This window comes from Herbaspirillum sp. C7C8 (genome assembly GCF_022627875.1).
GTDB lineage: Bacteria > Pseudomonadota > Gammaproteobacteria > Burkholderiales > Burkholderiaceae_D > Herbaspirillum.
Genome location: NZ_JABXGG010000005.1, coordinates 208,635 through 231,837 on the forward strand (window position 1 = coordinate 208,635; position 23,203 = coordinate 231,837).

Sequence of the window (23,203 nt, forward strand, 5' to 3'; positions counted from 1 at the left end):
ATCGGTCGGTCTTGCCGGGCTCAGGCGGCCTGGCTCTTGAACTTCAGCCCTTGTTCCTCGGCGCGTTCGGTGCCGAAGAGCTCGATGCCGGCACGGATCACCTCGGGGCCGATGCCCAGCGCCCAGGCGGCACCGACGGCGGCCAGGACGTTCTCGACCTGGTAGGCGACGGCACCGTTTTCGGTCAGCGGGATGGCATCGACCGAGCTGACCTTGCACTGGCGCTCGCCGTCGGCCTGGATCAGGTCGCCATCGCGCAGGAACACGGCGCGGCCGCCTTCCTTGAGATGGCTGGCCAGCAGTTCGGACGCGGGATCGGTGCTGAAGAAGATCACTTCACCATCGCACAGTTGGGCCATGTCGGCCACCAGCGGGTCGTCGGCATTGAGCACGGCGGCGCCATCCGGCAGTACCAGGTCGACCTGGGTGCGTTTGACCTTGGTGGCGATCTGCTCGGCGTTTTCGATGTAGAACTCGGGCAGGCTGTCGGTGGGGTCGATGTTGGCGACCACGCCGACCAGGCAGCGGTCATAGGCCAGACCTTCAGCGAGGATGGCGGCGCTGCCGTTCTCGAAGACGGCGGCTTCGACCGCGCGGTTCAACAGCACGCGATGGGCGGCATCCCAGGTGGCGCGGTTGCCGCGCTCGATCTGGCGTTCGCCGAAGTAGAGGCCCTCGCCGCAGGCCAGGCCCACATGCTTGCCTGACAGATGCACGATGCGCGCGATCAGGCGCGAAATGGTGGTCTTGCCGTGGGTGCCGGTGACGCCGACGATGGGGATGCGGCCGTTTTCTTCCGGGCCGAACAGGTTGTCGACGATGGCTTCGCCAACCGGACGCGGCTTGCCATCGGACGGTTTCAGGTGCATCAGCAGGCCGGGGCCGGCGTTGACCTCGACGATGGCACCGCCCTGGTCTTGCAGCGGACGCGAGATGTCTTCGGCCACGATGTCCACGCCGGCGATATCGAGGCCGACGATGCGCGCGGCCAGCGAGGCAGCGGCGGCGACACTGGGGTGGACCAGGTCGGTGATGTCGGAGGAGACGTTGCCATTGCGCAGCAGCAGGATGCGGCGGCCGGCGGCGGGGACCGATTCGGTGGTCAGATTCTGGCGCTGCAGTTCCAGCACGGCGGCCGGTTCGCGGTCCAGCAGCACCGGGTCCAGCAGGTGTTCTTCCAGCAGGCCGCGGCGCGGATCGCGGTTCAGTTCGTCCAGCAGCTCCTGCACGGTGGACTTGCCATCGCCGACGATGAAGATGGGTTCGCCGCGGGCGGCGGCGGCCAGCTTGCCGCCGACGATCAGCAGGCGATGTTCCAGGCCCGGCACGAAGCGTTCGACCAGCACGCCGCTGCCTTCTTCCAGCGCGACCTTGTAGGCGGTCTCGATTTCTTCCCGGGTATTCAGGTCGATGAAGACGCCACGACCGTGGTTGGCGTCGCAAGGCTTGACCACTACCGGCAGGCCGATGTCCTGGGCGGCATCCCAGGCGTCTTCGGGGCTTTCCACCAGGCGGCCTTCGGGGACCGGCACGCCGCAGGTTTGCAGCAGCGACTTGGTGAGATCCTTGTCGCGGGAGATGCCTTCGGCAATCGCGCCGGTCTGGTCGGATTCGGCGGTCCAGATGCGGCGCGACTTGCAGCCGTGGCCCAACTGCACCAGGTTGCCTTCGGAGAGACGGATGGTCGGGATGCGGCGCTCGTCGGCGGCATCGACGATACAGGCAGTGCTGGGGCCCAGGCACAGGCGGTCGACCATGCGGCGCAGCTTGCGCAGGGTGGTATCGAGGTCGTACGGCTGGTTTTCGATGGCGGCCATCACCAGGTCGCGGGCGGCGAAGAGCGCGGCACGGGTGACCGTTTCATGGCGGGCGCGCACCACCACCTTGTAGACGCCGCGCACATTGGTCTCGCGCGCCTTGCCGAAGCCGCCGGGCAGGCCGGCCAGGTTCTGCAGTTCCAGGGTCACGTGTTCGAGGATGTGGCCGGGCCAGGTGCCTTCGTGCAGGCGGCGCACGAAGCCGCCGCGCTCTTCATAGCTGCAGCGGTGTTCGATCAGGGTCGGCAGCCAGGTGGTCAGGCGCTCGGGAAAGCCGGGGATGGTATTGGAGGGAAAATCTTCCAGTTCGCCGATATCGATCCACACTTCGAGGGCAGAGCGGTAGGTCCAGATGTTGGGGCCCTTGAGATTCAGGAAACGGAGGAATTCGATGTTTTTCATGTGTGGTGGATGGTCCGCGGTAGTTGCCCAAGCCAAGTTCGCCCAAGTTGCCCGACAGGGCTGCCCGATGTTGGCCGCATCGGACATGCTGCAGCGCCACCCGGCAGGCCGGTCAGCGCTCTGTCAGAATAACGCATGGTTCACTAACGCGCAGGGCGGCTTTTGGTTTACTGCATTTGCCAGAGGGAATAACTGAATGAAAACGAAAGTTGCCTTGATGGTATCAAGGTCGGCCCCTGCGTGGGGACATGCGGGCAGGGCAAACCAGGCGAGCTGCGACGTTCATGCGGGAAGGCTGGAGGTGGATGTGAACGATATTGTCGCAGACTGTCCCGCTGCCGTGGCAACACGGGCGGAAAAAACAGGCGATGCCTGTACTGACTGAAGGCTTGTGTCGATCAGCCGTTCGCATCTTGCGAGAAAGATCATCCCGGCATCTCTTCCAGTGAACATGCCGGTGCACCGTTTGACGGCTTCTCGCGTTATCGAAGGGCTGCTGCGGAATGGACGGGCAGCGGGTGCAGATTGCGCATGGGCAGTCGGGCCGCTGCGCTATAATCCCGCGCTGCCCGCTGGCACATCACTGCAGGCATCAAGACAACAGGTCCGGCGAGACCTGCACCTCCTAAAACAATAGCCACACTGCTCACTTCGGGCCTCAACGCTGCCGTTACATGACTACTGACTCAATTCCTTCCGCGACCGCCAGCCTGCCCGAGCGCTGGCAGACGGAGACCGCTGCCCGCCTGGCCCCGGGTGAATCCGTACTGGCCTGGCTGGAACTGGACCTGGACGCCCAACTGCACTTCAAGTCGTCGCTGGTGCTGGCGACCGACCGTCGCCTGTTGGCCGCGGCTCCGGACGGCCAGCCGTGGCAGGACTGGGCCTATCGCGCCGATCTGCAACTCAAGCATGTCGACCACGCCGGCGTGGGGACGCTGGAGCTGTGCGACGACGCCGGTCGCCAGGGAGCCTGGCGCTATACGCTGGCCCAGAATCCGCAGGCACTGCGCCTGATCAAGCTGTTCGAGCAACAACGCGATCTGCTGGCCTCGGGCGTACAGGTCGAGGAAGAGGGCGACGTCTGCCCGACCTGCAAGGCCGTGCTGCCGGAAGGCCAGGAAACCTGCGCCATCTGCCCCGAGACCAAGGAAGCGCCGCCATCCACCTGGGCGCTGTTCCGGCTGTCGCGCTTTGCCAAGCCCTACAAGGGCTCGCTGCTGCTGGGCTTTCTGCTGACGCTGGCCTCCACCGCTGCCACGCTGGTGCCGCCCTACATGACCATGCCGCTGATGGACAATGTGCTGATCCCGTTCCAGAACGGCACCCCCATCAACACCCACCTGGCCACGCTCTACCTGTCGGGCCTCCTGGGCGCGGCATTGCTGGCCTGGGGCCTGGGCTGGGCGCGCACTTACATCCTGGCGCTGGTGTCCGAGCGCATCGGCGCGGACCTGCGCACCACCACCTATGCCCACCTGTTGCGACTGTCGCAGGAGTATTTTGGCGGTAAGCGTACCGGTGACCTGATGGCGCGCATCGGCTCGGAAACTGACCGCATCTGCGTGTTCCTGTCGCTGCATCTGCTGGATTTCGCCATCGATGTGCTGATGATCATCATGACGGCGGCCATCCTGATCTCCATCAATCCCTGGCTGGCGCTGGTGACGCTGCTGCCGCTGCCGTTCATCGCCTGGATGATTCACGTGGTGCGCGACCGCCTGCGACACGGCTTCGAAAAGATCGACCGCATCTGGTCGGAAGTGACCAACGTGCTGGCCGATACGATTCCCGGCATCCGCGTGGTGAAGGCTTTTGCGCAGGAAAAGCGTGAGGTGGCGCGTTTCCGCGAGGCCAACCGGCACAACCTGATGGTCAATGACCGCGTCAACAAGATCTGGTCACTCTTTACGCCCACGGTCACTTTCCTGACCGAAGTGGGCTTGCTGGTGGTGTGGGTGTTCGGGATCTGGCAGGTCTCCAGCAACCAGATCACGGTCGGTGTGCTGACCGCCTTCCTGGCCTACATCAGCCGTTTCTATACCCGCCTGGACTCGATGAGCCGCATCGTCTCGGTCACGCAGAAGGCCGCGGCCGGCGCCAAGCGCATCTTCGACATCCTGGACCACGTCTCCAGCGTGCCGGAGCCGGCCAATCCGGTGCATCTGGAAAAAGTGCAGGGCGCCATCGAAGTGCGCAACATTGGCTTCCGCTATGGCAACCGCGCGGTGATTCGCAACATGAGCCTGTCCATTGCGCCGGGCGAGATGATCGGCCTGGTCGGCCACAGCGGTTCCGGCAAGTCCACCATGGTGAACCTGATCTGCCGCTTCTACGATGTCTCGGAAGGCGCGATTCGCATCGACGGCGTGGACATTCGTTCGCTGCCGATTTCCGAATATCGCCGCAACATCGGTCTGGTGCTGCAGGAACCCTTCCTGTTCTTTGGCACGATTGCCGAGAACATCGCCTACGGCAAGCCGGAAGCCACGCGTGAAGAAATCATCGCCGCCGCCCGTGCCGCCCATGCGCATGAATTCATCCTGCGCCTGCCGCAAGGCTACGATTCGCTGGTCGGCGAGCGCGGACAGGCACTGTCGGGCGGCGAACGCCAGCGCATCTCGATTGCGCGCGCGCTGCTGATCGATCCGCGCATCCTGATCCTGGACGAAGCCACTTCCTCGGTCGATACCACCACCGAAAAGGAAATCCAGAAGGCGCTGGACAACCTGGTGCAAGGCCGTACCACGATTGCCATCGCGCACCGCCTGTCGACGCTGCGCAAGGCTGATCGCCTGGTGGTGCTGGATCGCGGCCAGGTGGTCGAGGTCGGCAACCACGAAGAACTGATGGCCCGTGAAGGGCATTACTACAAGCTCTACCAGGCCCAGGCGCGCAATCCTGATGGCGAGGCCGAGGTCTCGGTGAGCGAAGAAGAGAAGGGCGAATAAGGCCATGAGCACCACGATGAATTTTGCCCAAACCTTCACATTGGCACGCAATCCTTTCGGGCGCCTGGTGCTCACCGACGCCCAGGGCGGCGTGCACGAGCACGTGATTCCGGTGCGTGCATTTCCGATCACATCGCCTGAAAGCGGGCTATCTCTGGTCAGCAGCGATGGTCATGAGCTGGCCTGGATCGACACGCTGGATCAAGTGGATGCCGCGACGCGCCGCCTGATCGAGGAAGAACTCGCCAGCCGCGAATTCATGCCGGAGATCCAGCGCATCGTCAGTGTCTCCACCTTCGCCACGCCCAGCGACTGGACCGTGCAGACCACGCGTGGCACCACCACCTTCACGCTCAAGGGCGAGGAAGACATCCGCCGCCTGGCGGCGCCGGCACTGCTGATTGCGGACAGTCACGGCATCCAGTTCCTGATCCGCGACCAGAAGGCGCTGGACAAGCACAGCCGCAAGATTCTGGATCGCTTCCTCTGACCCCTTTTGCCTGCTGCAAAAGAGAACGGCCCTGATGGTGAGTCAGGGCCGTTTTTTCATCCAGGGGATCGCGTTCAGAACTTCTCGTCCGGTCGCAGATAGCGCCACTGGCCGGTCGGCAGTTCACCCAGCTTCACCCCGCCGATACGCACGCGCTTCAAGCCGATCACCTTCAGTCCGACCATGTCGCACATGCGGCGGATCTGGCGCTTCTTGCCTTCGCGCAGGATGAAGCGCAGCTGATCTTCGTTCTGCCACATCACCTTGGCCGGACGCAGCGGCTTGCCGTCCATGATGAGACCGTGGTTCAGGCGCTTGAGATCGGATTCGGGCAGCTTGCCGGGGCGGGTGTATTGCACGCGCACCAGGTATTCCTTGTCGACCGCCGAATCCTCGCCGATCAACTGCTTGGCGATGCGGCCATCCTGGGTCAGTACCAGGAGGCCCACCGAATCGATGTCCAGCCGTCCGGCCGGTACCAGGCTCTTCAACTGGCGCGGGTGGAAGCGCATCTCGGTCTGGTCTTCGGCCCAGCGCGACTGTTCATTGACCAGCACCACGGCCGGCTTGTAGCCATCCTCGGCCTGGCCGCTGACGTAGCCCATGGGCTTGTTGATGAGGATGGTCACACGCTGCGCCTGTTCGGCGCTGGCCTGACGTTCCACGGTGACCTTCTGGTGCGGCAGCACCTTGCTGCCCAGCACCGACACCACCTGGCCATCCACGCGCACCCAGCCTTTCTCGATCCACTCGTCGGCTTCGCGGCGCGAGCACAGGCCGAGTTCGGACATGCGTTTGGAAAGTCGTACAGGTTCAGTCATGGGGATTGCCTTGCGAAAAACGGAGGGCCGGCCAGCGGCGAGGGTGAGATTGTACGGCCAGCCGCGCCGCCGCGCCAGACCGGGCGGCAGCGCGGACAGGGTGAGGCGGGTCAGATGCGCAGGGTCTGGAGCAGCTCGGTTTCCAGCATGATCTGGTTGCGCGGCTGGGACAGGCCCGGGCCGTCGATGAGGAACACGTCTTCCACGCGCTCGCCCAGCGTCATGACCTTGGCCGTGTGCAGGTTGATCCGATACTTGGCCAGCACGTTGGAGATCGAATACAGCAGTCCGGCGCGGTCATTGGCCGAGACCGACAGCAGGTAATACTGGCCGCGTTCATCCGGGCGCAGGTCCACCGAGGGATTGACCGGGAAGGTGCGCGACAGGCGCGACAGGCGCGCCTTGGACGGTGCCGGCAGCGGCTCCTCCGACAGCAGCAGGGCGCCGAGCTCGTGCTCGATCAGGTTGATGATGTCGCGGTAGTTCTTGGCGAATACCGGCGCATTGATGAGGAAGGCATCCAGCGCGTAGTTGTTGCGGGTGGTGTGGATCTTGGCGTCGAAGATGCTGAAGCTTTTTTCATCGAAATAGCTGCAGATGCGCGCAAACAGGTCGGGGCGGTCGGGTGTGTAGACCGCCACCTGCACCCCTTCGCCAATGGGCGCCAGGCGGCAGCGCACCAGCGGTACGCCGGTCTCCACCTTGTCGTAGAAGCAGCGCGTCTGCCAGGCGATGTCGGAGGCGTCGTGGCGCAGGAAGTAGGCCACGTCCAGCTGCTTCCACAGCTTTTCGTGGGCATCGGCCGGCAGTCCGTAGAGGCGCAGGGTCTTGATGGCTTCCTGCTGGGTGTTCTTCAGTTCGCGGTCGGCCGAGGGGGCTTCTCCGCCCAGCACGCGCAGGGTCATGCGGTAGAGGTCTTCGAGCAGCTTGCCCTTCCAGGCGTTCCAGACCTTGGGGCTGGTACCGCGGATGTCGGCCACCGTCAGCAGGTAGAGTGCGGTCAGATGGCGCTCATCCTTGACCAGCTGGGCGAAGGCGGTGATGACGTCGGGGTCCGACATGTCCTGTTTCTGCGCCACGTGTGACATGGCCAGATGCTGCTCGACCAGAAACACGATCAGCTCGGTATTGTCCGGCGAGATGCCGTGCTGCTCGCAGAAGGCGCGGGCGTCGGCCATGCCCAGCTTGGAGTGGTCGCCACCCCGGCCCTTGGCGATGTCGTGGAACAGTGCTGCAACATACAGCACCCAGGGCTGGCCGAAGTTGGCCATCAACTGGCTGCAGAAGGGGTATTCATGCGCGTGTTCGCTCATGGTGAAGCGGCGTACGTTGCGCACCACCATCAGGATGTGCTGGTCCACCGTGTAGACGTGGAACAGGTCATGCTGCATCTGCCCGACGATCTGGCGGAAGTTCGGCAGATAGCGGCCCAGCACGCTGGTGGAGTTCATCCCGCGCAGGGCATGGGTGATGCCGCGCTTGCTCTGGATGATCTGCATGAACAGGCGGTGATTGTCCGGATTGGCGCGGAAGGCGTTGTCGATCTTGAAGCGCGCGTGCCACAGCGCACGCAGGGTGCGCGCGGACATGTCCTTGAGTTCCGGATGCTCGGACAGCACCAGAAACACTTCCAGCATGGCCGAAGGCGTCTCCTCGAAGACCTTGTCATGGGCGATGTCGACGAATCCGTTGACTTCATTGAAGCGCTCGTTGAGCGGGCGCGGCACGGCCTGCTGCGGGAACAGGTGCGCTTCGATGTTCTGCAGCAGGATGGTGTTCAACTGGGTGACCGCCTTGGCGGCCCAGTAGTAGCGCTGCATCAGGTATTCGCTGGCGCGCCGGGTGTCGGTGGTCTTGAAGCCGAAGGTCTCGGCAATCGGGGTCTGGATGTCGAATACCAGGCGGTCTTCACGGCGATCCGTGACGATGTGCAGGCGGATGCGGATGTCCTTGAAGGCGCGTTCCTTCTGACGCAACTGGCGCGCCTCGGTGGAGGTCAGCATGCCGTGCTCGGCCAGTTCGCCCCAGGAATTGCCCAGGCCCGCTGCCTTGGCTACCCACAGGATCACCTGCAGGTCACGCAGGCCGCCGGGACTTTCCTTGCAGTTGGGTTCCAGACTGTAGGGGGTATCTTCATATTTGATGTGGCGCTGGCGCATTTCCAGGGTCTTGGCCTGGAAGAAGGCCAGCGAGTCCAGTGCGGCCAGGTAGCGTTCCTGCAATTGCTTGAAAAGAGCGCGGTTGCCGGTCACCAGGCGGGCTTCCAGCAGACTGGTCTGTACCGTGATGTCGGCGGCGGATTCATCCAGGCACTCGTCGATGGTGCGGATGCTGTGGCCAATTTCCAGACCGATGTCCCAGAACAACTGTACCAGGGACTCCAGTTTTTCCTTCTTGGCGGCATCCGGGGTCTGGTCCAGCAGGATCAGCACGTCCACATCCGAATGCGGGAACAGCTCGCCCCGACCATAGCCGCCCACGGCCACCAGGGCGGCGTTGCCGGACATGCCCAGTTCCTCCCAGGCGGTGGTGAGGGCCTCATCCACGTTGCGGCGCAACTGCGCCAGCAACTGCTCGGTCTTGTGGTTGGACTGGAACACCTCGATGGCTTGCTGGCGTGCGGCCTTGAGCTGTTTCTTGAGCGTGATGGCGAGTGTGGGCATCGTGGTAGGCAATCAGACAATCAGTGCTGGCAAGGCGGCGGGGCGGCGCCAAACGTGAACGAAGCCGCATCCCCATGCGGCTTCGGGCCCCAAGCAGGTTTCGTGCCGGAAACTGTGCGCAGCGTGGATGGGCACATGGTTCCGGCGGCCAGGATCACGCCGGGGTGGCGACCTGGTTCCGGATGAAGGCGGGCGGCGCCGGCATGCCGGGCGACACCGTCAGCACCTCGAAACCGGTCTCGGTGACCAGCACGGTGTGTTCCCACTGGGCCGACAGGCTGCGATCCTTGGTCTTGATGGTCCAGCCATCGCCCATTTCGCGGATTTCACGGCGGCCGGCGTTGATCATCGGTTCGACCGTGAAGATCATGCCGGCTTCCAGCTTTTCCAGCGTGCCGGGGCGACCGTAGTGCAGCACCTGCGGCTCTTCATGGAAGACCTTGCCGATACCGTGGCCGCAGAATTCGCGCACCACGCTGTAGCCGGCCTTTTCGGCATGCTGCTGGATGACATGGCCGATGTCGCCCAGGTGGGCGCCGGGCTTGATCTTGGAGATACCCAGCCACATGCACTCATACGTGATTTCGGTCAGGCGGCGCGCCAGGATGGAGGGTTCGCCCAGGAAGAACATGCGGCTGGTGTCGCCGTGGTAACCATCCTTGATGATGGTGACGTCGATGTTGAGCACGTCACCGTTCTTCATCACCTTGTCGCCCGGGATGCCATGGCAGATCACGTCGTTGAGGGACGTGCAGATCGCCTTGGGGTAGGGCGTGTAGCCCGGCGGACAGTAGTTCAGCGGGGCCGGGATGCTGCCTTGCACGTTGGTCATGTACTCGTGGCAGAGGCGGTCGATCTCGCCGGTGGTCACGCCCGGTTTCACGAAGGGGGTGATGTAGTCCAGCACCTCGGCGGCCAGCCGGCCGGCCACGCGCATGCCTTCGATGTCTTCGGCGGTCTTGATGGTGATGTTGCCCATGATGAATCGCAATTCGCTAGAAAATCGTCAAATCAGGATTATAGACGACGGGGGTGGTTTCTGTTTTGTGCGCTCGGGGCGACCTGGCTTCATGTGCTACTTGAACAAAAGGGCAGGGTCGAGTAGAATGCCGGGCTGATCTGAAACCACGGATTGGTTGTCGAATGTGATGTGCGGAATGATTCTTCATGTGGCTTTGACAATAAATGTTGTAAAAACTGTCGTAAAAATCTTTTGAAACGCGAATCCGTTCGCTAAAAGGGTGTCCGGCTGCATGAGCCGGATGACCGAGCGGATTCCAGACCTAACCCTGGAGAAATTCATGTCCGTTACCATGCGCGAAATGCTGGAAGCCGGTGTCCACTTCGGTCACCAAACCCGCTTCTGGAACCCCAAGATGGCCCCCTTCATTTTCGGCCATCGCAACAAGATTCACATCGTCAACCTGGAAAAGACCCTGGGCATGTACCAGGAAGCCGTCAAGTACGTGCGCCAGCTGTCGGCCAATCGCGGCACCATCCTGTTCGTCGGCACCAAGCGTCAAGCTCGCGACATTCTGGCCGCTGAAGCGCAACGCGCTGGCGTGCCCTACGTTGACCAGCGCTGGCTGGGCGGCATGCTGACCAACTTCAAGACCATCAAGACCTCCATCAAGCGTCTGAAGGACATGGAAGCTGCCATGGAAGACGGTTCGGTCGAGAAGCTGTCCAAGAAGGAAGCCCTGCTGTTCAGCCGCGAGCAAGAAAAGCTGCAGAAGGCCATCGGCGGCATCAAGGACATGGGCGGCATTCCTGACGCCATCTTCGTCATCGACGTCGGCTACCACAAGGGCGCCATCACCGAAGCCGCCAAGCTGGGCATTCCGGTCATCGGCGTGGTCGATACCAACCACTCGCCCGAAGGCGTCACCTACGTGATCCCGGGCAACGACGACTCCGCCAAGGCGATCGCTCTGTACGCTCGCGGCATGGCTGACGCCGTGCTGGAAGGCCGCGCCAACGCCGTCAACGACGTTGTCGAAGCAGTCAAGGGCGATGAATTCGTCGAGGTCGAGCAGGCTTGATTCTGCTCTTCCGGTAGTACGGTAGTCCAAAAAGGGGTGACAGCGGGTAGTGACGCAGTGGCCCCTTTTTTTTGATTCAATTTTCGAGTTTCAGGCATGCCGCAAATGCGGGATGCCTCCAAGTCAGGAGAAAAGTATGGCGGCAATTACCGCAGCAATGGTGGGCGATCTGCGTGCGAAGACCGACGCGCCGATGATGGAATGCAAGAAGGCGCTGACCGAAGCCGATGGCGACATGGCCAAGGCCGAAGAGATTCTGCGCGTCAAGCTGGGCAGCAAGGCTTCCAAGGCATCTTCCCGCATCACCGCAGAAGGCGTGATCTCGACCTACATCGCTGGCAAGGTCGGCGCGCTGGTCGAAGTGAACTGCGAAACCGACTTCGTGACCAAGAACGACGAGTTCATCGGTCTGGTCGAAGCCGCTGCCAAGCTGGTGGTCGAGCAGAACCCGGCTGACGTGGCTGCCCTGGGCGCCTGCAAGCTGGCCGACGGCAAGACCCTGGAAGAACTGCGCACCGAACTGATCGGCCGCATCGGCGAGAACATGTCGTTCCGTCGCTTCCAGCGTTTCGAAACCACCGGCAAGCTGGCTTCCTACCTGCACGGCACCCGCATCGGCGTGATCGTCGAGTTCGACGGCGCCGAAGAGCAGGTCGGCAAGGACGTGGCCATGCACATCGCCGCCATGAAGCCGGTCGCTCTGTCGGCCGAGCAAGTGCCGGCTGACCTGATCGAGAAGGAACGCTCGGTCGCGGCCCTGAAGGCTGCCGAATCCGGCAAGCCCGCTGATATCGTCGCCAAGATGGTGGACGGTTCGGTGCAGAAGTACCTGAAGGAAGTGTCGCTGTTCAACCAGGCTTTCGTGAAGAACGACAAGCAAAGCGTCGAACAGATGTTGAAGGCGGCCAATACCACCGTCAAGTCGTTCGCCATGTACGTGGTCGGCGAAGGCATCGAGAAGAAGCAGGACGACTTCGCAGCTGAAGTCGCAGCGCAAGTGGCTGCAGCGAAACAAGCTCAGTAAGCGTCGCAGGAAAAACGGGCCGAGAGGCCCGTTTTTTTAAGCCGGCCACCGGGAACTTTCGCGGCCGCCTGCATCTACAGTCAGGGTCAGCAATTGGCTGGCGTTGATGAGGGCAGGGCAAGGCAGGCGGAAGCTGCAGTACCAGCAGCAAGCAGCAATAAAGGCAATACAGGCAGTACATCAAGGCGCAGCAGCACAATCCCCTCATGCGTTCGGACGATCCCTGATGACGAAAATGCGCCATTTCGTCGGGCTACAGCGAGTGCCGGCGCGTCAATACGTAATTCAACCTCGGAAAGAACACGGAGCCCTGCAATGACAACACCAGCTTACAAGCGCGTACTCCTCAAACTCTCCGGCGAAGCACTCATGGGCGACGACGCCTACGGTATCAATCGCGCGACCATCGAACGCATGGTCGCGGATGTAGCAGAAATCAGCAAACTGGGCGTGGAACTGGCCATCGTGATCGGTGGCGGCAACATCTTCCGCGGCGTGGCGCCGGGCGCCCAGGGCATGGATCGTGCGACCGCCGACTACATGGGCATGCTGGCCACCGTCATGAACTCGCTGGCCCTGGCCGATGCTATGCGCCAGGCCGGCCTGACGGCCCGCGTGATGTCGGCCATCGGCATCGAGCAGGTGGTCGAGCCCTACGTGCGCCCCAAGGCGCTGCAATACCTGGAAGAAGGCAAGATCGTGGTCTTCGCCGCCGGTACCGGCAACCCCTTCTTCACCACCGACACCGCGGCCGCCCTGCGTGGTTCGGAAATCGGTGCCCAGATCGTGCTGAAGGCCACCAAGGTCGATGGCGTCTACACCGCCGACCCCAAGAAGGACCCGACAGCAACCCGCTACCAGTCGATTTCCTTCGACGAAGCCATCGCCAAGCACCTGCAGGTGATGGATGCGACCGCCTTTGCGCTGTGCCGTGACCAGAAGCTGCCGATCAAGGTGTTTTCCATCGTCAAGCCGGGTGCGTTGAAGAGCGTGGTCATGGGTGACGACGAAGGGACCCTGGTCCACGTCTGATCATATCTGAACGATATTGCAGTGCAGAAACCGGCCGCAGGCCGGGATTCCCGTTTACAATGCCCGTCTTTCAGGCATTTGCCATCAAGACAAGCCAAGTTATTGCACCAAAGTTAGGAGAGCAGCATGAGTGTCGCTGACGTCAAGAAAAATACCGAGCAGAAGATGGCCAAGTCCATCGAAACCCTGAAGGCCAACCTGGCCAAGGTCCGTACCGGCCGTGCCCACACCGGCCTGCTGGACCAGGTCATGGTCGAATACTATGGTTCGCCGACCGGCCTGTCGCAGGTCGCCAACCTGACCCTGATCGATGCCCGCACCATCGGTGTGCAGCCCTTCGAGAAGAAGATGGCCGCCGTCATCGAAAAGGCCATCCGCGAAGCCGACCTGGGCCTCAATCCGGCCACCCACGGCGACCTGATCCGCGTGCCGATGCCCGCGCTGACCGAAGAACGCCGCAAGGAAATGGTCAAGCTGGTCAAGAGCGAAGCCGAAGATGCCAAGATCGCCGTGCGCAACATCCGCCGCGAAGGCAACGAAGGTCTGAAGAAGCTGGTCAAGGACAAGATCGCCTCGGAAGACGAAGAGCGTCGCGGCCAGGACGAGATCCAGAAGCTGACCGACAAGTTCGTCGCCGACATCGACAAGATGGTCTCCGAGAAGGAAAAGGAAGTCATGACGGTGTAAGCCGTCCTTGCAGGGCCTACGCGCGGCTGCTCTGGCGACCGCGCTGCACGACCAGTCGAAGACAGAAAAAGTGCAGGCGGGGAGCGGGGAAGGCGGTAGGGGCAGAACTGGCCGGTTTGTCAAAGCGGCCCCGCCCCATTACCATGAGTCGCTTCCCTCCCTTGCACGGAAAAGCAATAAATCATTTACATGAAGCATCAAAGCTCAACTCTGGCGGTTCCGGAGACCTCCGCGGTACCGCGCCATGTTGCCATCATCATGGACGGCAATGGTCGTTGGGCGACCAAACGTTTCCTGCCGCGTGTGGCGGGCCATGCCAAGGGGGTGGACGCGGTGCGCTCCATCGTCGAGGCCGCCGCCGAGCGCGGTATCGAATTTCTCACCCTGTTTGCCTTCAGCTCCGAGAACTGGCGCCGTCCTGCCGACGAAGTGTCGGTCCTGATGCGTCTGTTCATGACGGTGCTGGAGCGCGAAGTGGGCAAGATGGCCAACAATGGCATCCGCCTGCGCATCGTCGGCGATATGAGCCGTTTCGATCCCAAACTGCAGGAAATGGCGGCCAAGGCCGAAGCCCAGACCGCCGCCAACAGCCGCCTGACGCTGACCGTGTGTGCCAACTATGGCGGCCGCTGGGATGTGATGCAGGCTGTCTCCAGGATGGTCAAGGACAAGCCGGGCGCGACTGACTACACCGAAGAAGAGCTGGCCCCTTACCTGGCCATGGCCTACGCTCCCGAGCCTGACCTGTTCATCCGCACCGGCGGCGAGCAGCGTATCTCCAATTTCCTGTTGTGGCAGCTGGCCTATAGCGAGCTGTATTTCACCGAGACTTTCTGGCCTGATTTCGATGCCAAGGCGCTGGACCAGGCGATCGGTTCCTATCAACAACGCGAGCGCCGCTTCGGGCGCACCAGCGCCCAGGTGCTGGACCAGAAAAAGGTTTCCTGATGCTCAAGACGCGTGTCATCACGGCGTTGATCCTGCTGGCAATCCTGTTGCCGATCCTGTATTTCGCTTATTTCCCGGCCTTTGCCATGGCGGTGCTGGTATTTTTTGCCGCCGGTTCGTGGGAATGCTTCCGACTCTTCAAGAGCCCGCGGCCGACCCTGTGGGCGGCCGTATGGACGCTGGTCTTCAGCGTGATCCTGTTCTTCTCGGGCCTGCCCAGCGTGCGCGCCCTGTACGTGTTGTGCGTCCTGTTGTGGGTCTTGCGCTTCGTACCGGCATTGGGGCTGGGGCTGCCCGGGATCGAGGCCTTCAGCAATCGTCTGCTCAACGCTACCTACATGCTGTCCATCCTCGGTTGCTTCGTGGCCATCGTGGACCTGTTCCAGCATTCGCCGCTGTATCTGCTCTCGGTGATGGCGGTGGTGTGGGTGGCCGATATCGGCGCCTATTTCTCGGGCAAGGGGTTCGGCCGCCACAAGCTGGCGCCCACCATTTCCCCGGGCAAGTCCTGGGAAGGTGCCATCGGCGGCTGGCTGGCCGTGCTGGTGATCTCGGCGGCGGTGGCCATGTCCATGGGCGGGGGCGAGACCTTCCAGTATCAGCTCTTCAATCGCTGGGGCTGGGGCGGCTTTGTCGGTGTGTTGAGCCTCATGGTGGCCGCCAGCGTGGTCGGCGACCTGTTCGAGTCGCAGCTCAAGCGCCGCGCCGGCATGAAGGACAGCAGCAACCTGCTGCCCGGCCATGGCGGTGTGCTCGACCGTATCGATGCGCTCATCCCGGTGCTGCCGCTGGCAGCGTTGGTCGATCTGTGGCTGGCGGCTGCCTGAGCCGCCACTTTCCTCCTGGAAATTCCATGCAGTCCATCAGCATTCTCGGCGCTACCGGCTCCATCGGCGTATCCACGCTGGACGTGGTGGCCCGTCATCCCGACCGATATCGCGTCTTTGCGTTGAGCGCCCACTCCCGGGTGGCCGAGCTGGCAGAGCAGTGCCGGCGTTTCCGTCCGCAAGTGGCGGTGGTCGGCTCGGCCGATGCGGCAGCCCAATTGCAGGCCCTGCTGCGTGCCGCCGACCTGTCCACCGAGGTGCTGCACGGCCCACAGGCACTGTGCGATATCGCCGCGGCCGACGGCTGCGACATGGTCATGGCGGCCATCGTCGGTGCCGCCGGGCTGGCCTCTACCCTGGCTGCGGCGCGTGCCGGCAAGAAGATCCTGCTGGCCAACAAGGAGGCGCTGGTCATCTCCGGCCAGCTGCTCATGGATGCGGTACAGGCCCATGGCGCCAGCCTGCTGCCTATCGACAGCGAGCACAACGCCATCTTCCAGTGCCTGCCTGCGGGCTATACCCGCTCGATGGCGGCGCACGGGGTCGAGAAGATCCTGTTGACGGCTTCCGGCGGCCCGTTCCTGCAGCGCGACGTGAATACGCTGGACCAGGTCACGGTAGAGGAGGCGGTGGCCCATCCCAAGTGGGTGATGGGGCGCAAGATCTCGGTGGATTCGGCCACCATGATGAACAAGGGCCTGGAAGTCATCGAGGCGCACTGGCTCTTCGGGGCGCCGGCCGAGAAGATCGAGGTGGTCATTCACCCGCAGAGCGTCATCCATTCCATGGTCTCCTATGCCGATGGCTCGGTGTTGGCGCAACTGGGCAATCCCGACATGCGCACGCCCATCGCCAATGCGCTGGCCTATCCGGAGCGTATCGCCTCGGGCGTGGCGCCGCTGGAACTGGCGCAGATTGCCCAATTGTCCTTCCTTGCGCCGGACTATCAGCGCTTCCCCTGCCTGAAACTGGCGTATGATGCCCTGCGAGCCGGTGGTACGCTGGCGGCCATCCTCAACGCCGCCAACGAAGTCGCCGTGCAAGCCTTCCTCGATCGCCGCATCGGCTTCGGGAAGATCGCCCCCCTGATCCAAGAGGTCATGTCCGCCATTCCCAACCGGCAAGCCGACGACATCACGGCCCTGCTGGATCAGGACCGGCAGGCGCGTGACCTTGCCTGCGCCCTGATTTCACGATGACCCTGCTGCATACCCTGATCGCTTTCTTCGTGGCCCTGGGCACCCTGGTGGTGGTCCATGAGCTGGGGCATTACCTGGTGGCGCGATGGTGTGGTGTGAAGGTGTTGCGCTTTTCGGTCGGCATGGGCCGGGTGATCTGGTCCCGCCGCCTCGGTCGCGACCAGACCGAGTGGGCCATCTCCATCCTGCCGCTGGGCGGCTATGTGAAGATGCTGGATGCTCGCGAGCAGCCGCTGGAAGACATCCCGGAAGCCGATCTCAAGCGCGAATTCACCCGCCAATCCGTCTGGCGTCGCATCGCCATCGTGGCCGCCGGTCCGATCGCCAATTTCCTGCTGGCCATTGTCCTGTTTGCAGGTCTTTACATGCACGGCGTGCCGGAGCCGGTGCCCGTACTGCGCGCGGCGGCCGAACAGACGGCAGCCTACCAGGCCGGCCTGCGGGCAGGTGACCGCATCACCGCCATCAATGGTGCGCCGGTGCAGGTATGGTCAGAGGTGCGCTGGAAACTGATGCAGCTGGTGCTGGAAAAGGCCGACGCCCGCATCGACGTCGAGCGCCCCAATCGCGACGGCAGCGGCAAGCTGCTCGACACCGTCACCCTGCGCCTGGGCGGCATCGACAGCAATGACCTGGAAGGCGACTTCCTGGCCAAGCTGGGCCTGGCACTGGCACGTCCACCCGCCGTGCTGGGCAAGATCATGGAGGGCCCGGCCAAGGCGGCGGGTCTGCAAAGCGGCGACCGCATCACGGCCATCGATGGCATGCCGGTACAGGATGGTCTGGCCTTCGTGGAAAAGATCCGCGAGTCCGCCGGCAAGCCATTGCTGTTGCAGGGACTGCGCGGTAGCGCAGCGCTTGAGGTGCGGGTCACCCCGGACACGGTGGAAGAGGCCCAGAGCGGCAAGCGCATCGGTCGCATCAAGGTTGAAATACCGCTGGCACCCGAGATGGCGACCATCAGTGACGGGCCGCTGACGGCGGTGGCCAAGGGCGCCCGGCGTACCTGGGATACCAGCGTGATGACCATCAAGATGATCGGCAAGATGGTCATCGGCCAGGTCTCGCTGAAGAACATCACCGGCCCCATCACCATTGCCGACTATGCCGGACAGACCGCCCGCGTGGGTCTGGTGAGCTACCTGAGTTTCCTGGCCTTCATCAGTATCAGCCTGGGGGTGATGAATCTGTTGCCAATCCCGGTTTTAGACGGCGGTCATTTGCTGTATTATGCGCTGGAGATTTTGACAGGGCGGCCCGTTTCCGAGCGGTTTGGGGAAATCGCGCAGCGCGCCGGCCTGGGATTACTGATGGCGCTGATGCTCGTTGCCGCATTCAACGATATCGTGCGACTGATGTTCCAAGGATGAATCCGGCCTGATGCCGCCCCCGCCGTGCAGTCGAGCAATCGAATGACGGCAGGGCAGCGAGAAAGACCGGATTTTTTACATTTGCCGGCCAACCCCGATGGCAGTTGTTAAGCAATTGGCAATGGATCAGGAATCCGTTTTCAATTGCTTACCAGCATCATGTCAGGCAGTGCCGCGGCGAAAAACTGTAGATGAACGATAGATGAAATTACACCCTGCGCAACATCCCATTCCGACTCTCTCCCGTCGCCTGATTGCCGCTGCCGCCTTTGCCCTGTGCTCCAGCCAGGCCATGGCCATCACGCCGTTCGTGGTCAAGGATATCCGCGTCGAAGGCATTCAGCGTACCGAGGCCGGCACCGTCTTCAGCTACCTGCCGGTGCGCGTGGGCGATACCTTCAATGATGAAAAGGCCACGGCCGCCATCAAGGCGCTGTATGCCACCGGTTTCTTCCGCGACGTGCGCATCGAGGCCGAAGGCGACGTGCTGGTGGTGCAGGTGGTCGAGCGTCCGGCCATCGCCAGCGTTGACTTCTCCGGCATCAAGGAATTCGACAAGGAGCAGCTGACCAAGGCCCTGAAGGAAATCGGCGTGGCCGAGTCGCGCATCTTTGACCGTTCGCAGGTCGATCGCGCCGAACAGGAACTCAAGCGTCAGTACCTCTCGCGCGGCCTGTATGGCGCCAAGGTCACCACCACCGTCACTCCGGTGGAGCGCAATCGCGTGGCCATCACCTTCTCGGTGGACGAGGGTGAAGTCTCCCGCATCAAGCAGATCAACTTCGTCGGCAACAAGGTCTTCTCCGACAGCACCCTGCGTGACCAGATCAAGCTGACCACGCCGGGCTGGTTCACCTGGTACACCAAGGCCGACCAGTACTCCAAGGAAAAGCTGCAGGGCGACATCGAAACCCTGCGCTCCTACTACCTGGACCGTGGCTATCTGGAAATGCAGGTCGAATCGACCCAGGTGTCGATCACGCCCGACAAGAAAGACATCTACATCACGGTCAACATCAAGGAAGGCGAGAAGTACACCGTCTCCGACATCAAGCTGGAAGGCGAGATGTTCGGCATGGAGCCGGAACTGGCCAAGCTGGTGCAGCTGAAGAAGGGCGACGTCTATTCCGGCGCCAAGCTCACCGAGAGCACCAAGAAGATCGGCGAACGTCTGGGCAACTTCGGTTACGCCTTCGCCAACGTCAACGCCAATCCCAATGTGGACCGCGAGAAGAAGCAAGTCGCCTTCACCATCATGGTCGATCCGGGCAAGCGCGTCTACGTGCGTCACGTCAACATTGCCGGCAACACCAAGACCCGCGATGAAGTGATCCGCCGCGAATTCCGCCAGTTCGAGGATTCCTGGTATGACGGCGAGAAGATCAAGCTCTCGCGCGACCGTGTGGACCGTCTGGGCTACTTCAAGGAAGTCACCATCGATACGCCGGAAGTGCCGGGCACCAGCGACCAGGTCGATGTGAACATGAAGGTCGAGGAAAAGCCGACCGGCAACATCATGGTCGGTGCCGGCTTCTCGCAATCGGACAAGCTCAGCCTGACCGGCTCGATCTCGCAGGAAAACGCCTTCGGCAGCGGCAATACCGTCGGGATCGACATCAACACCAGCTCGCGCTATCGCACGATCTCGGTGTCGACCACCAATCCCTACTTCACCGATGACGGCATCAGCCGCACCTACGAAGTCTACCTGCGCACGATTCGTCCCTCGGTCTACGCGACCGGTGACTACCGCGTCAAGACGCTGGGTGGCAGCATCAAGTTCGGCGTGCCGTTCTCCGAACTGGACCGCGTGTTCTTTGGTATCGGCCTGGAAAATACCCAGGTCAGCACCGACAGCACCAGCCCCTCGCTGTATCGCCAGTATGTGCGTGACTTCGGCGGTGCCGGCGGTGCCGGTTGCGACGTGACCGACGTTTCCTCGACGGCTACCTGCGGCATCGGCAGCGCCCGTACCACCAGCATCCCGCTGACCGTCGCCTGGCAGCGTGACGGTCGTGACTCGGCCCTGGTGCCGACCACGGGTCGCTACCAGCGAGCCAACCTGGAAGTTTCCTATCTGGGTTCGCTGAAGTACTACCGCGCCAGCTACCAGCACCAGTACTTCCAGCCGTTCTTCAGCAAGGCCGTCACGCTGGCCTTGAACGGCGAGGTCGACTATGGTCGTGGCATCGGCGGTAAACCCTATCCGGTGTTCAAGAACTACTATGCCGGCGGTATCGGCACCGTCCGCGGCTATGAAGCTTCGTCCCTGGGTAGCCTGAAAGACCAGTACGGCGACTCCATGGGTGGCGCCTCGCGTCTGTACGGCAACGCCGAATTGCAGTTCCCGTTCCCGGGCTCGGGCCAGGACCGCACGCTGCGCTGGTTCACCTTCTTTGACGGCGGCAACGTCTTCGCCGACGGCCAGAACATCAAGTTCAACGACCTGCGCTATTCGGCCGGTGTCGGTATCAGCTGGGTATCGCCGATCGGCCCGCTGAAGCTCAGCTTCGGCAAGCCATTGAACCTGAAGACGGGTGACAAGTCTCAAACCTTCCAGTTCCAACTGGGTACCGGCTTCTAAAGCGGTCATCATTGATTCGTAATACGGAGAGTAATCTTGAAGTTCATGACCAAATCGTTCCTGTCCCTGCAGACCATCGTGATGGCTGCCTGCCTGTTGAGCTTTGCCCCCGCCCATGCGCAGGAAGGCTCCAAAATCGCTTTCGTGAGCACCGAGCGCATCTTCCGCGAGGCAGCCCCTGCCAAGGCAGCGCAGGCCAAGCTGGAAGCCGAGTTCGCCAAGCGTGACCGCGACCTGCAAGACATGGCTGCGCGCCTGAAGGCCCAGTCCGACAAGCTGGACAAGGATGCCGCCGTGCTGTCGGACTCCGACCGCGCCAAGCGCCAGCGTGACCTGTCCGACCTGGACAAGGAATTCCAGCGCAAGCAACGTGAATTCCGCGAAGACCTGAACCAGCGTCGCAACGAGGAACTGGCCGTGGTCCTGGAGCGCACCAACAAGGTGATCCGCCAGATCGCCGATGCCGAGAAGTACGACATCGTCTTCCAGGAAGCCGTCTACGCTTCCAAGCGCATCGACATCACCGACAAGGTCCTGAAGGAACTGGCCAAGTAATCGCTGTGATACCGTGCGGGCGCGGGGTGGCGACACCCTGGCGCCCGCACGTCGCTTCAGGGGCTGCCATGATGGCGGCCTTTGTTCTACCGTAACGCCAAGCAAGACCTATCATTCGGAAAAGCCAAGATGAGTATTCGACTGCAGCAACTGGTCGAGCGCCTGGGCGGCCAGTTGAAGGGGGATGCGACCATCGCCGTCCAGGGCATCGCGCCGCTGGATGCCGCAGGTGCCAGCCACATCACCTTCCTTTCCAATCCCAAGTTCCGCGCGCAGGCCGACCAGACCCAGGCGGCGGCGCTGATCCTGTCCGAGGCTGACGACGCCCAGGTGCAGGGCTACGCCGGTGCCCGTATCGTCACCCGCAACCCCTACGCCTATTTCGCCCGCGCCGCCCAGCTGTTCCAGGCCGAGGCCGAAGTGCGCGCACCGGCGGGGATCCACCCCAGTGCCGTGGTCGATCCATCGGCGCAGGTGGCTGCGGATGCCGTGATCGGCCCGCTGGTGGTGATCGAGGCCGGTGCCGTCATCGGCGCCCGCGCCCGCATCGACGCCGGCAGCTTCATCGGCCACCATGCCCGGGTGGGCGAGGACACCCATTTCCACGCCCGTGCCACGCTGCATCACGCCTGCGAGATTGGTGCCCGCGGCATCGTCCATTCGGGTGCCGTCATCGGGGCCGATGGCTTCGGCTTTGCCAATGAAGCCGGACAATGGATCAAGATTCCCCAGGTAGGTCGTGTGATGATCGGTGACGACGTCGAAGTCGGCGCCAATACCACCATCGACCGTGGCGCCCTGGCCGATACCGTGATCGAGGAGGGTGTCAAGCTCGACAACCAGATCCAGATCGCCCATAACTGCCACATCGGTGCTCACACCGCCATTGCCGCCTGCGCCGGTATCGCAGGCAGCGCGAAAATCGGCAAATACTGCTCCATCGGCGGCGCGGCCATGATCCACGGCCACATCACCATCGTCGACAAGGTGCACGTCTCGGCCGGTACGCTGGCCTTGCGTTCCATCCTGGAGCCGGGGCAGTACACCGGCTTCTATCCCATCACCGAACACCGCGACTGGGAAAAATCCGCTGCATTGGTGCGCAATCTGGGCACGATGCGTGAGAAAATCCGGGCGTTGGAAAAATCGCTTAAGACGTTGACACAAGAACAAGCAGGCCAAGCCCTGCTTTCAGAGAATCAAGAAGAGAATGAATAGCCTCGACATCAATCAAATCAAACAGTACCTGCCGCACCGCTATCCGCTGCTGCTGGTCGATCGCGTGCTGAACTGGGAGAGCGGCAAGACGATCACCGCGATCAAGAACGTGACCGTGAATGAAGAATTCTTCAACGGCCACTTCCCGCACAAGCCGGTGATGCCGGGCGTGCTGATGATCGAGGCACTGGCCCAGACGGCTGCGCTGCTGTCCTTCCTGACCGAAGGCCGCAAGCCCGATGAAAATACCGTGGTCTACTTCGTCGGCATCGACAATGCCCGCTTCAAGCGTCCGGTGGAGCCGGGCGACCAGTTGAAGATGGAAGTGGAAATCACCCGCCGTGCCCGTGGCATCTGGAAATATCGCGCCGTGGCCACCGTGGACGGCCAGGTGGCCGTGGAAGGCGACCTGATGTGCACCATGCGCAGCGCCGCCGACGCCAGCCAGAGCGCCTGACCACAGGCCACCCTGCAAGGCTTGACGCATCAAGCCAGGCCCGGCGGTGATCGGCAAGATCGCGCCGGGCCTGATTCATTGTACAGATTGCTTCATTGCAAGATGTGCAACTCGTG

Annotated in this window: 18 protein-coding genes; 14 read left to right on the forward strand and 4 right to left on the reverse strand. The window is 62.5% G+C overall.

The window, feature by feature from the left end:
- Positions 1-20 precede the first annotated feature (20 nt).
- On the reverse strand, positions 21-2,219 hold the full coding sequence (locus HWE01_RS08870) for a cyanophycin synthetase (protein ID WP_241821562.1): 2,199 nt from the start codon (positions 2,217-2,219) through the stop codon (positions 21-23).
- A gap of 674 nt (positions 2,220-2,893) precedes the next feature.
- On the opposite strand from HWE01_RS08870, the gene HWE01_RS08875 reads away from it, so the two are divergent.
- Together HWE01_RS08875 and HWE01_RS08880 are read left to right on the forward strand one after the other, a co-directional pair.
- Positions 2,894-5,170 (forward strand): cyanophycin metabolism-associated ABC transporter, encoded by a 2,277-nt coding sequence (locus HWE01_RS08875; protein ID WP_008328410.1) that lies wholly within the window; start codon positions 2,894-2,896, stop codon positions 5,168-5,170.
- 4 nt (positions 5,171-5,174) lie between these two features.
- On the forward strand, positions 5,175-5,660 hold the full coding sequence (locus tag HWE01_RS08880) for a cyanophycin metabolism-associated DUF1854 family protein (RefSeq protein WP_175342507.1): 486 nt from the start codon (positions 5,175-5,177) through the stop codon (positions 5,658-5,660).
- 74 nt (positions 5,661-5,734) lie between these two features.
- Here the strand turns inward: HWE01_RS08880 and HWE01_RS08885 are convergent, their stop codons facing one another.
- The 3 genes from HWE01_RS08885 to map all read right to left on the reverse strand — a co-directional run bounded on the left by HWE01_RS08885 (position 5,735) and on the right by map (position 10,123).
- Positions 5,735-6,481: a pseudouridine synthase gene (locus HWE01_RS08885; RefSeq protein WP_175342508.1), complete on the reverse strand. Its 747-nt coding sequence runs from the start codon at positions 6,479-6,481 to the stop codon at positions 5,735-5,737.
- 110 nt (positions 6,482-6,591) lie between these two features.
- Positions 6,592-9,144, reverse strand: a complete 2,553-nt coding sequence (locus tag HWE01_RS08890) for a [protein-PII] uridylyltransferase (protein WP_241821563.1) — start codon at positions 9,142-9,144, stop codon at positions 6,592-6,594.
- Between the two features lie 154 nt (positions 9,145-9,298).
- Positions 9,299-10,123, reverse strand: a complete 825-nt coding sequence (map, locus tag HWE01_RS08895) for a type I methionyl aminopeptidase (protein ID WP_241821564.1) — start codon at positions 10,121-10,123, stop codon at positions 9,299-9,301.
- A 322-nt stretch (positions 10,124-10,445) separates the two neighbouring features.
- Between map and rpsB the strand changes: the two genes are divergently transcribed.
- The 12 genes from rpsB to fabZ all read left to right on the forward strand — a co-directional run bounded on the left by rpsB (position 10,446) and on the right by fabZ (position 23,087).
- The gene (gene rpsB / locus HWE01_RS08900; protein WP_034350269.1) at positions 10,446-11,186 is read left to right on the forward strand and encodes a 30S ribosomal protein S2; all 741 of its coding nucleotides are present in this window, start codon (positions 10,446-10,448) and stop codon (positions 11,184-11,186) included.
- 136 nt (positions 11,187-11,322) lie between these two features.
- Positions 11,323-12,210, forward strand: a complete 888-nt coding sequence (gene tsf / locus HWE01_RS08905; RefSeq protein ID WP_008328423.1) for a translation elongation factor Ts — start codon at positions 11,323-11,325, stop codon at positions 12,208-12,210.
- A gap of 315 nt (positions 12,211-12,525) precedes the next feature.
- Positions 12,526-13,242 carry a UMP kinase gene (gene pyrH / locus HWE01_RS08910; protein WP_008328425.1) on the forward strand — a complete coding sequence of 239 codons (717 nt, stop codon included), beginning with the start codon at positions 12,526-12,528 and terminating at the stop codon, positions 13,240-13,242.
- 126 nt (positions 13,243-13,368) lie between these two features.
- Positions 13,369-13,929: a ribosome recycling factor gene (gene frr / locus HWE01_RS08915; RefSeq protein WP_008328427.1), complete on the forward strand. Its 561-nt coding sequence runs from the start codon at positions 13,369-13,371 to the stop codon at positions 13,927-13,929.
- 189 nt (positions 13,930-14,118) lie between these two features.
- On the forward strand, positions 14,119-14,877 hold the full coding sequence (uppS, locus tag HWE01_RS08920; protein WP_008328429.1) for a polyprenyl diphosphate synthase: 759 nt from the start codon (positions 14,119-14,121) through the stop codon (positions 14,875-14,877).
- Positions 14,877-15,704: a phosphatidate cytidylyltransferase gene (locus tag HWE01_RS08925; RefSeq protein ID WP_008328431.1), complete on the forward strand. Its 828-nt coding sequence runs from the start codon at positions 14,877-14,879 to the stop codon at positions 15,702-15,704. The genes uppS and HWE01_RS08925 overlap by 1 nt, the downstream gene beginning before the upstream one ends.
- Positions 15,705-15,730: 26 nt before the next feature.
- Positions 15,731-16,903, forward strand: coding sequence for a 1-deoxy-D-xylulose-5-phosphate reductoisomerase (gene ispC, locus HWE01_RS08930; RefSeq protein ID WP_008328433.1), 1,173 nt, complete (start codon positions 15,731-15,733; stop codon positions 16,901-16,903).
- Positions 16,900-18,273: an RIP metalloprotease RseP gene (gene rseP / locus HWE01_RS08935; RefSeq protein ID WP_241821565.1), complete on the forward strand. Its 1,374-nt coding sequence runs from the start codon at positions 16,900-16,902 to the stop codon at positions 18,271-18,273. Before ispC ends, rseP begins: the two co-directional genes overlap by 4 nt.
- 202 nt (positions 18,274-18,475) lie before the next feature.
- Positions 18,476-20,857 (forward strand): outer membrane protein assembly factor BamA, encoded by a 2,382-nt coding sequence (gene bamA / locus HWE01_RS08940; protein WP_008328437.1) that lies wholly within the window; start codon positions 18,476-18,478, stop codon positions 20,855-20,857.
- 45 nt (positions 20,858-20,902) lie between these two features.
- Complete coding sequence (locus HWE01_RS08945) at positions 20,903-21,412, forward strand: OmpH/Skp family outer membrane protein (RefSeq protein ID WP_237713536.1); 510 nt, start codon at positions 20,903-20,905, stop codon at positions 21,410-21,412.
- A gap of 129 nt (positions 21,413-21,541) precedes the next feature.
- The gene (gene lpxD, locus HWE01_RS08950; protein ID WP_241821566.1) at positions 21,542-22,630 is read left to right on the forward strand and encodes a UDP-3-O-(3-hydroxymyristoyl)glucosamine N-acyltransferase; all 1,089 of its coding nucleotides are present in this window, start codon (positions 21,542-21,544) and stop codon (positions 22,628-22,630) included.
- Positions 22,623-23,087: a 3-hydroxyacyl-ACP dehydratase FabZ gene (gene fabZ / locus HWE01_RS08955; RefSeq protein WP_006462531.1), complete on the forward strand. Its 465-nt coding sequence runs from the start codon at positions 22,623-22,625 to the stop codon at positions 23,085-23,087. The genes lpxD and fabZ overlap by 8 nt, the downstream gene beginning before the upstream one ends.
- The last annotated feature ends 116 nt before the right edge of the window (positions 23,088-23,203 follow it).

What these genes read in the sequence shown, in the direction of transcription:
- HWE01_RS08870 (WP_241821562.1), bottom strand. Translation starts at nt 2,219, where the DNA reads ATGAAAAACATCGAATTCCTCCGTTTCCTGAATCTCAAGGGCCCCAAC.
- HWE01_RS08875 (WP_008328410.1), top strand. Translation starts at nt 2,894, where the DNA reads ATGACTACTGACTCAATTCCTTCCGCGACCGCCAGCCTGCCCGAGCGC.
- HWE01_RS08880 (WP_175342507.1), top strand. Translation starts at nt 5,175, where the DNA reads ATGAGCACCACGATGAATTTTGCCCAAACCTTCACATTGGCACGCAAT.
- HWE01_RS08885 (WP_175342508.1), bottom strand. Translation starts at nt 6,481, where the DNA reads ATGACTGAACCTGTACGACTTTCCAAACGCATGTCCGAACTCGGCCTG.
- HWE01_RS08890 (WP_241821563.1), bottom strand. Translation starts at nt 9,144, where the DNA reads ATGCCCACACTCGCCATCACGCTCAAGAAACAGCTCAAGGCCGCACGC.
- map (WP_241821564.1), bottom strand. Translation starts at nt 10,123, where the DNA reads ATGGGCAACATCACCATCAAGACCGCCGAAGACATCGAAGGCATGCGC.
- rpsB (WP_034350269.1), top strand. Translation starts at nt 10,446, where the DNA reads ATGTCCGTTACCATGCGCGAAATGCTGGAAGCCGGTGTCCACTTCGGT.
- tsf (WP_008328423.1), top strand. Translation starts at nt 11,323, where the DNA reads ATGGCGGCAATTACCGCAGCAATGGTGGGCGATCTGCGTGCGAAGACC.
- pyrH (WP_008328425.1), top strand. Translation starts at nt 12,526, where the DNA reads ATGACAACACCAGCTTACAAGCGCGTACTCCTCAAACTCTCCGGCGAA.
- frr (WP_008328427.1), top strand. Translation starts at nt 13,369, where the DNA reads ATGAGTGTCGCTGACGTCAAGAAAAATACCGAGCAGAAGATGGCCAAG.
- uppS (WP_008328429.1), top strand. Translation starts at nt 14,119, where the DNA reads ATGAAGCATCAAAGCTCAACTCTGGCGGTTCCGGAGACCTCCGCGGTA.
- HWE01_RS08925 (WP_008328431.1), top strand. Translation starts at nt 14,877, where the DNA reads ATGCTCAAGACGCGTGTCATCACGGCGTTGATCCTGCTGGCAATCCTG.
- ispC (WP_008328433.1), top strand. Translation starts at nt 15,731, where the DNA reads ATGCAGTCCATCAGCATTCTCGGCGCTACCGGCTCCATCGGCGTATCC.
- rseP (WP_241821565.1), top strand. Translation starts at nt 16,900, where the DNA reads ATGACCCTGCTGCATACCCTGATCGCTTTCTTCGTGGCCCTGGGCACC.
- bamA (WP_008328437.1), top strand. Translation starts at nt 18,476, where the DNA reads ATGAAATTACACCCTGCGCAACATCCCATTCCGACTCTCTCCCGTCGC.
- HWE01_RS08945 (WP_237713536.1), top strand. Translation starts at nt 20,903, where the DNA reads ATGACCAAATCGTTCCTGTCCCTGCAGACCATCGTGATGGCTGCCTGC.
- lpxD (WP_241821566.1), top strand. Translation starts at nt 21,542, where the DNA reads ATGAGTATTCGACTGCAGCAACTGGTCGAGCGCCTGGGCGGCCAGTTG.
- fabZ (WP_006462531.1), top strand. Translation starts at nt 22,623, where the DNA reads ATGAATAGCCTCGACATCAATCAAATCAAACAGTACCTGCCGCACCGC.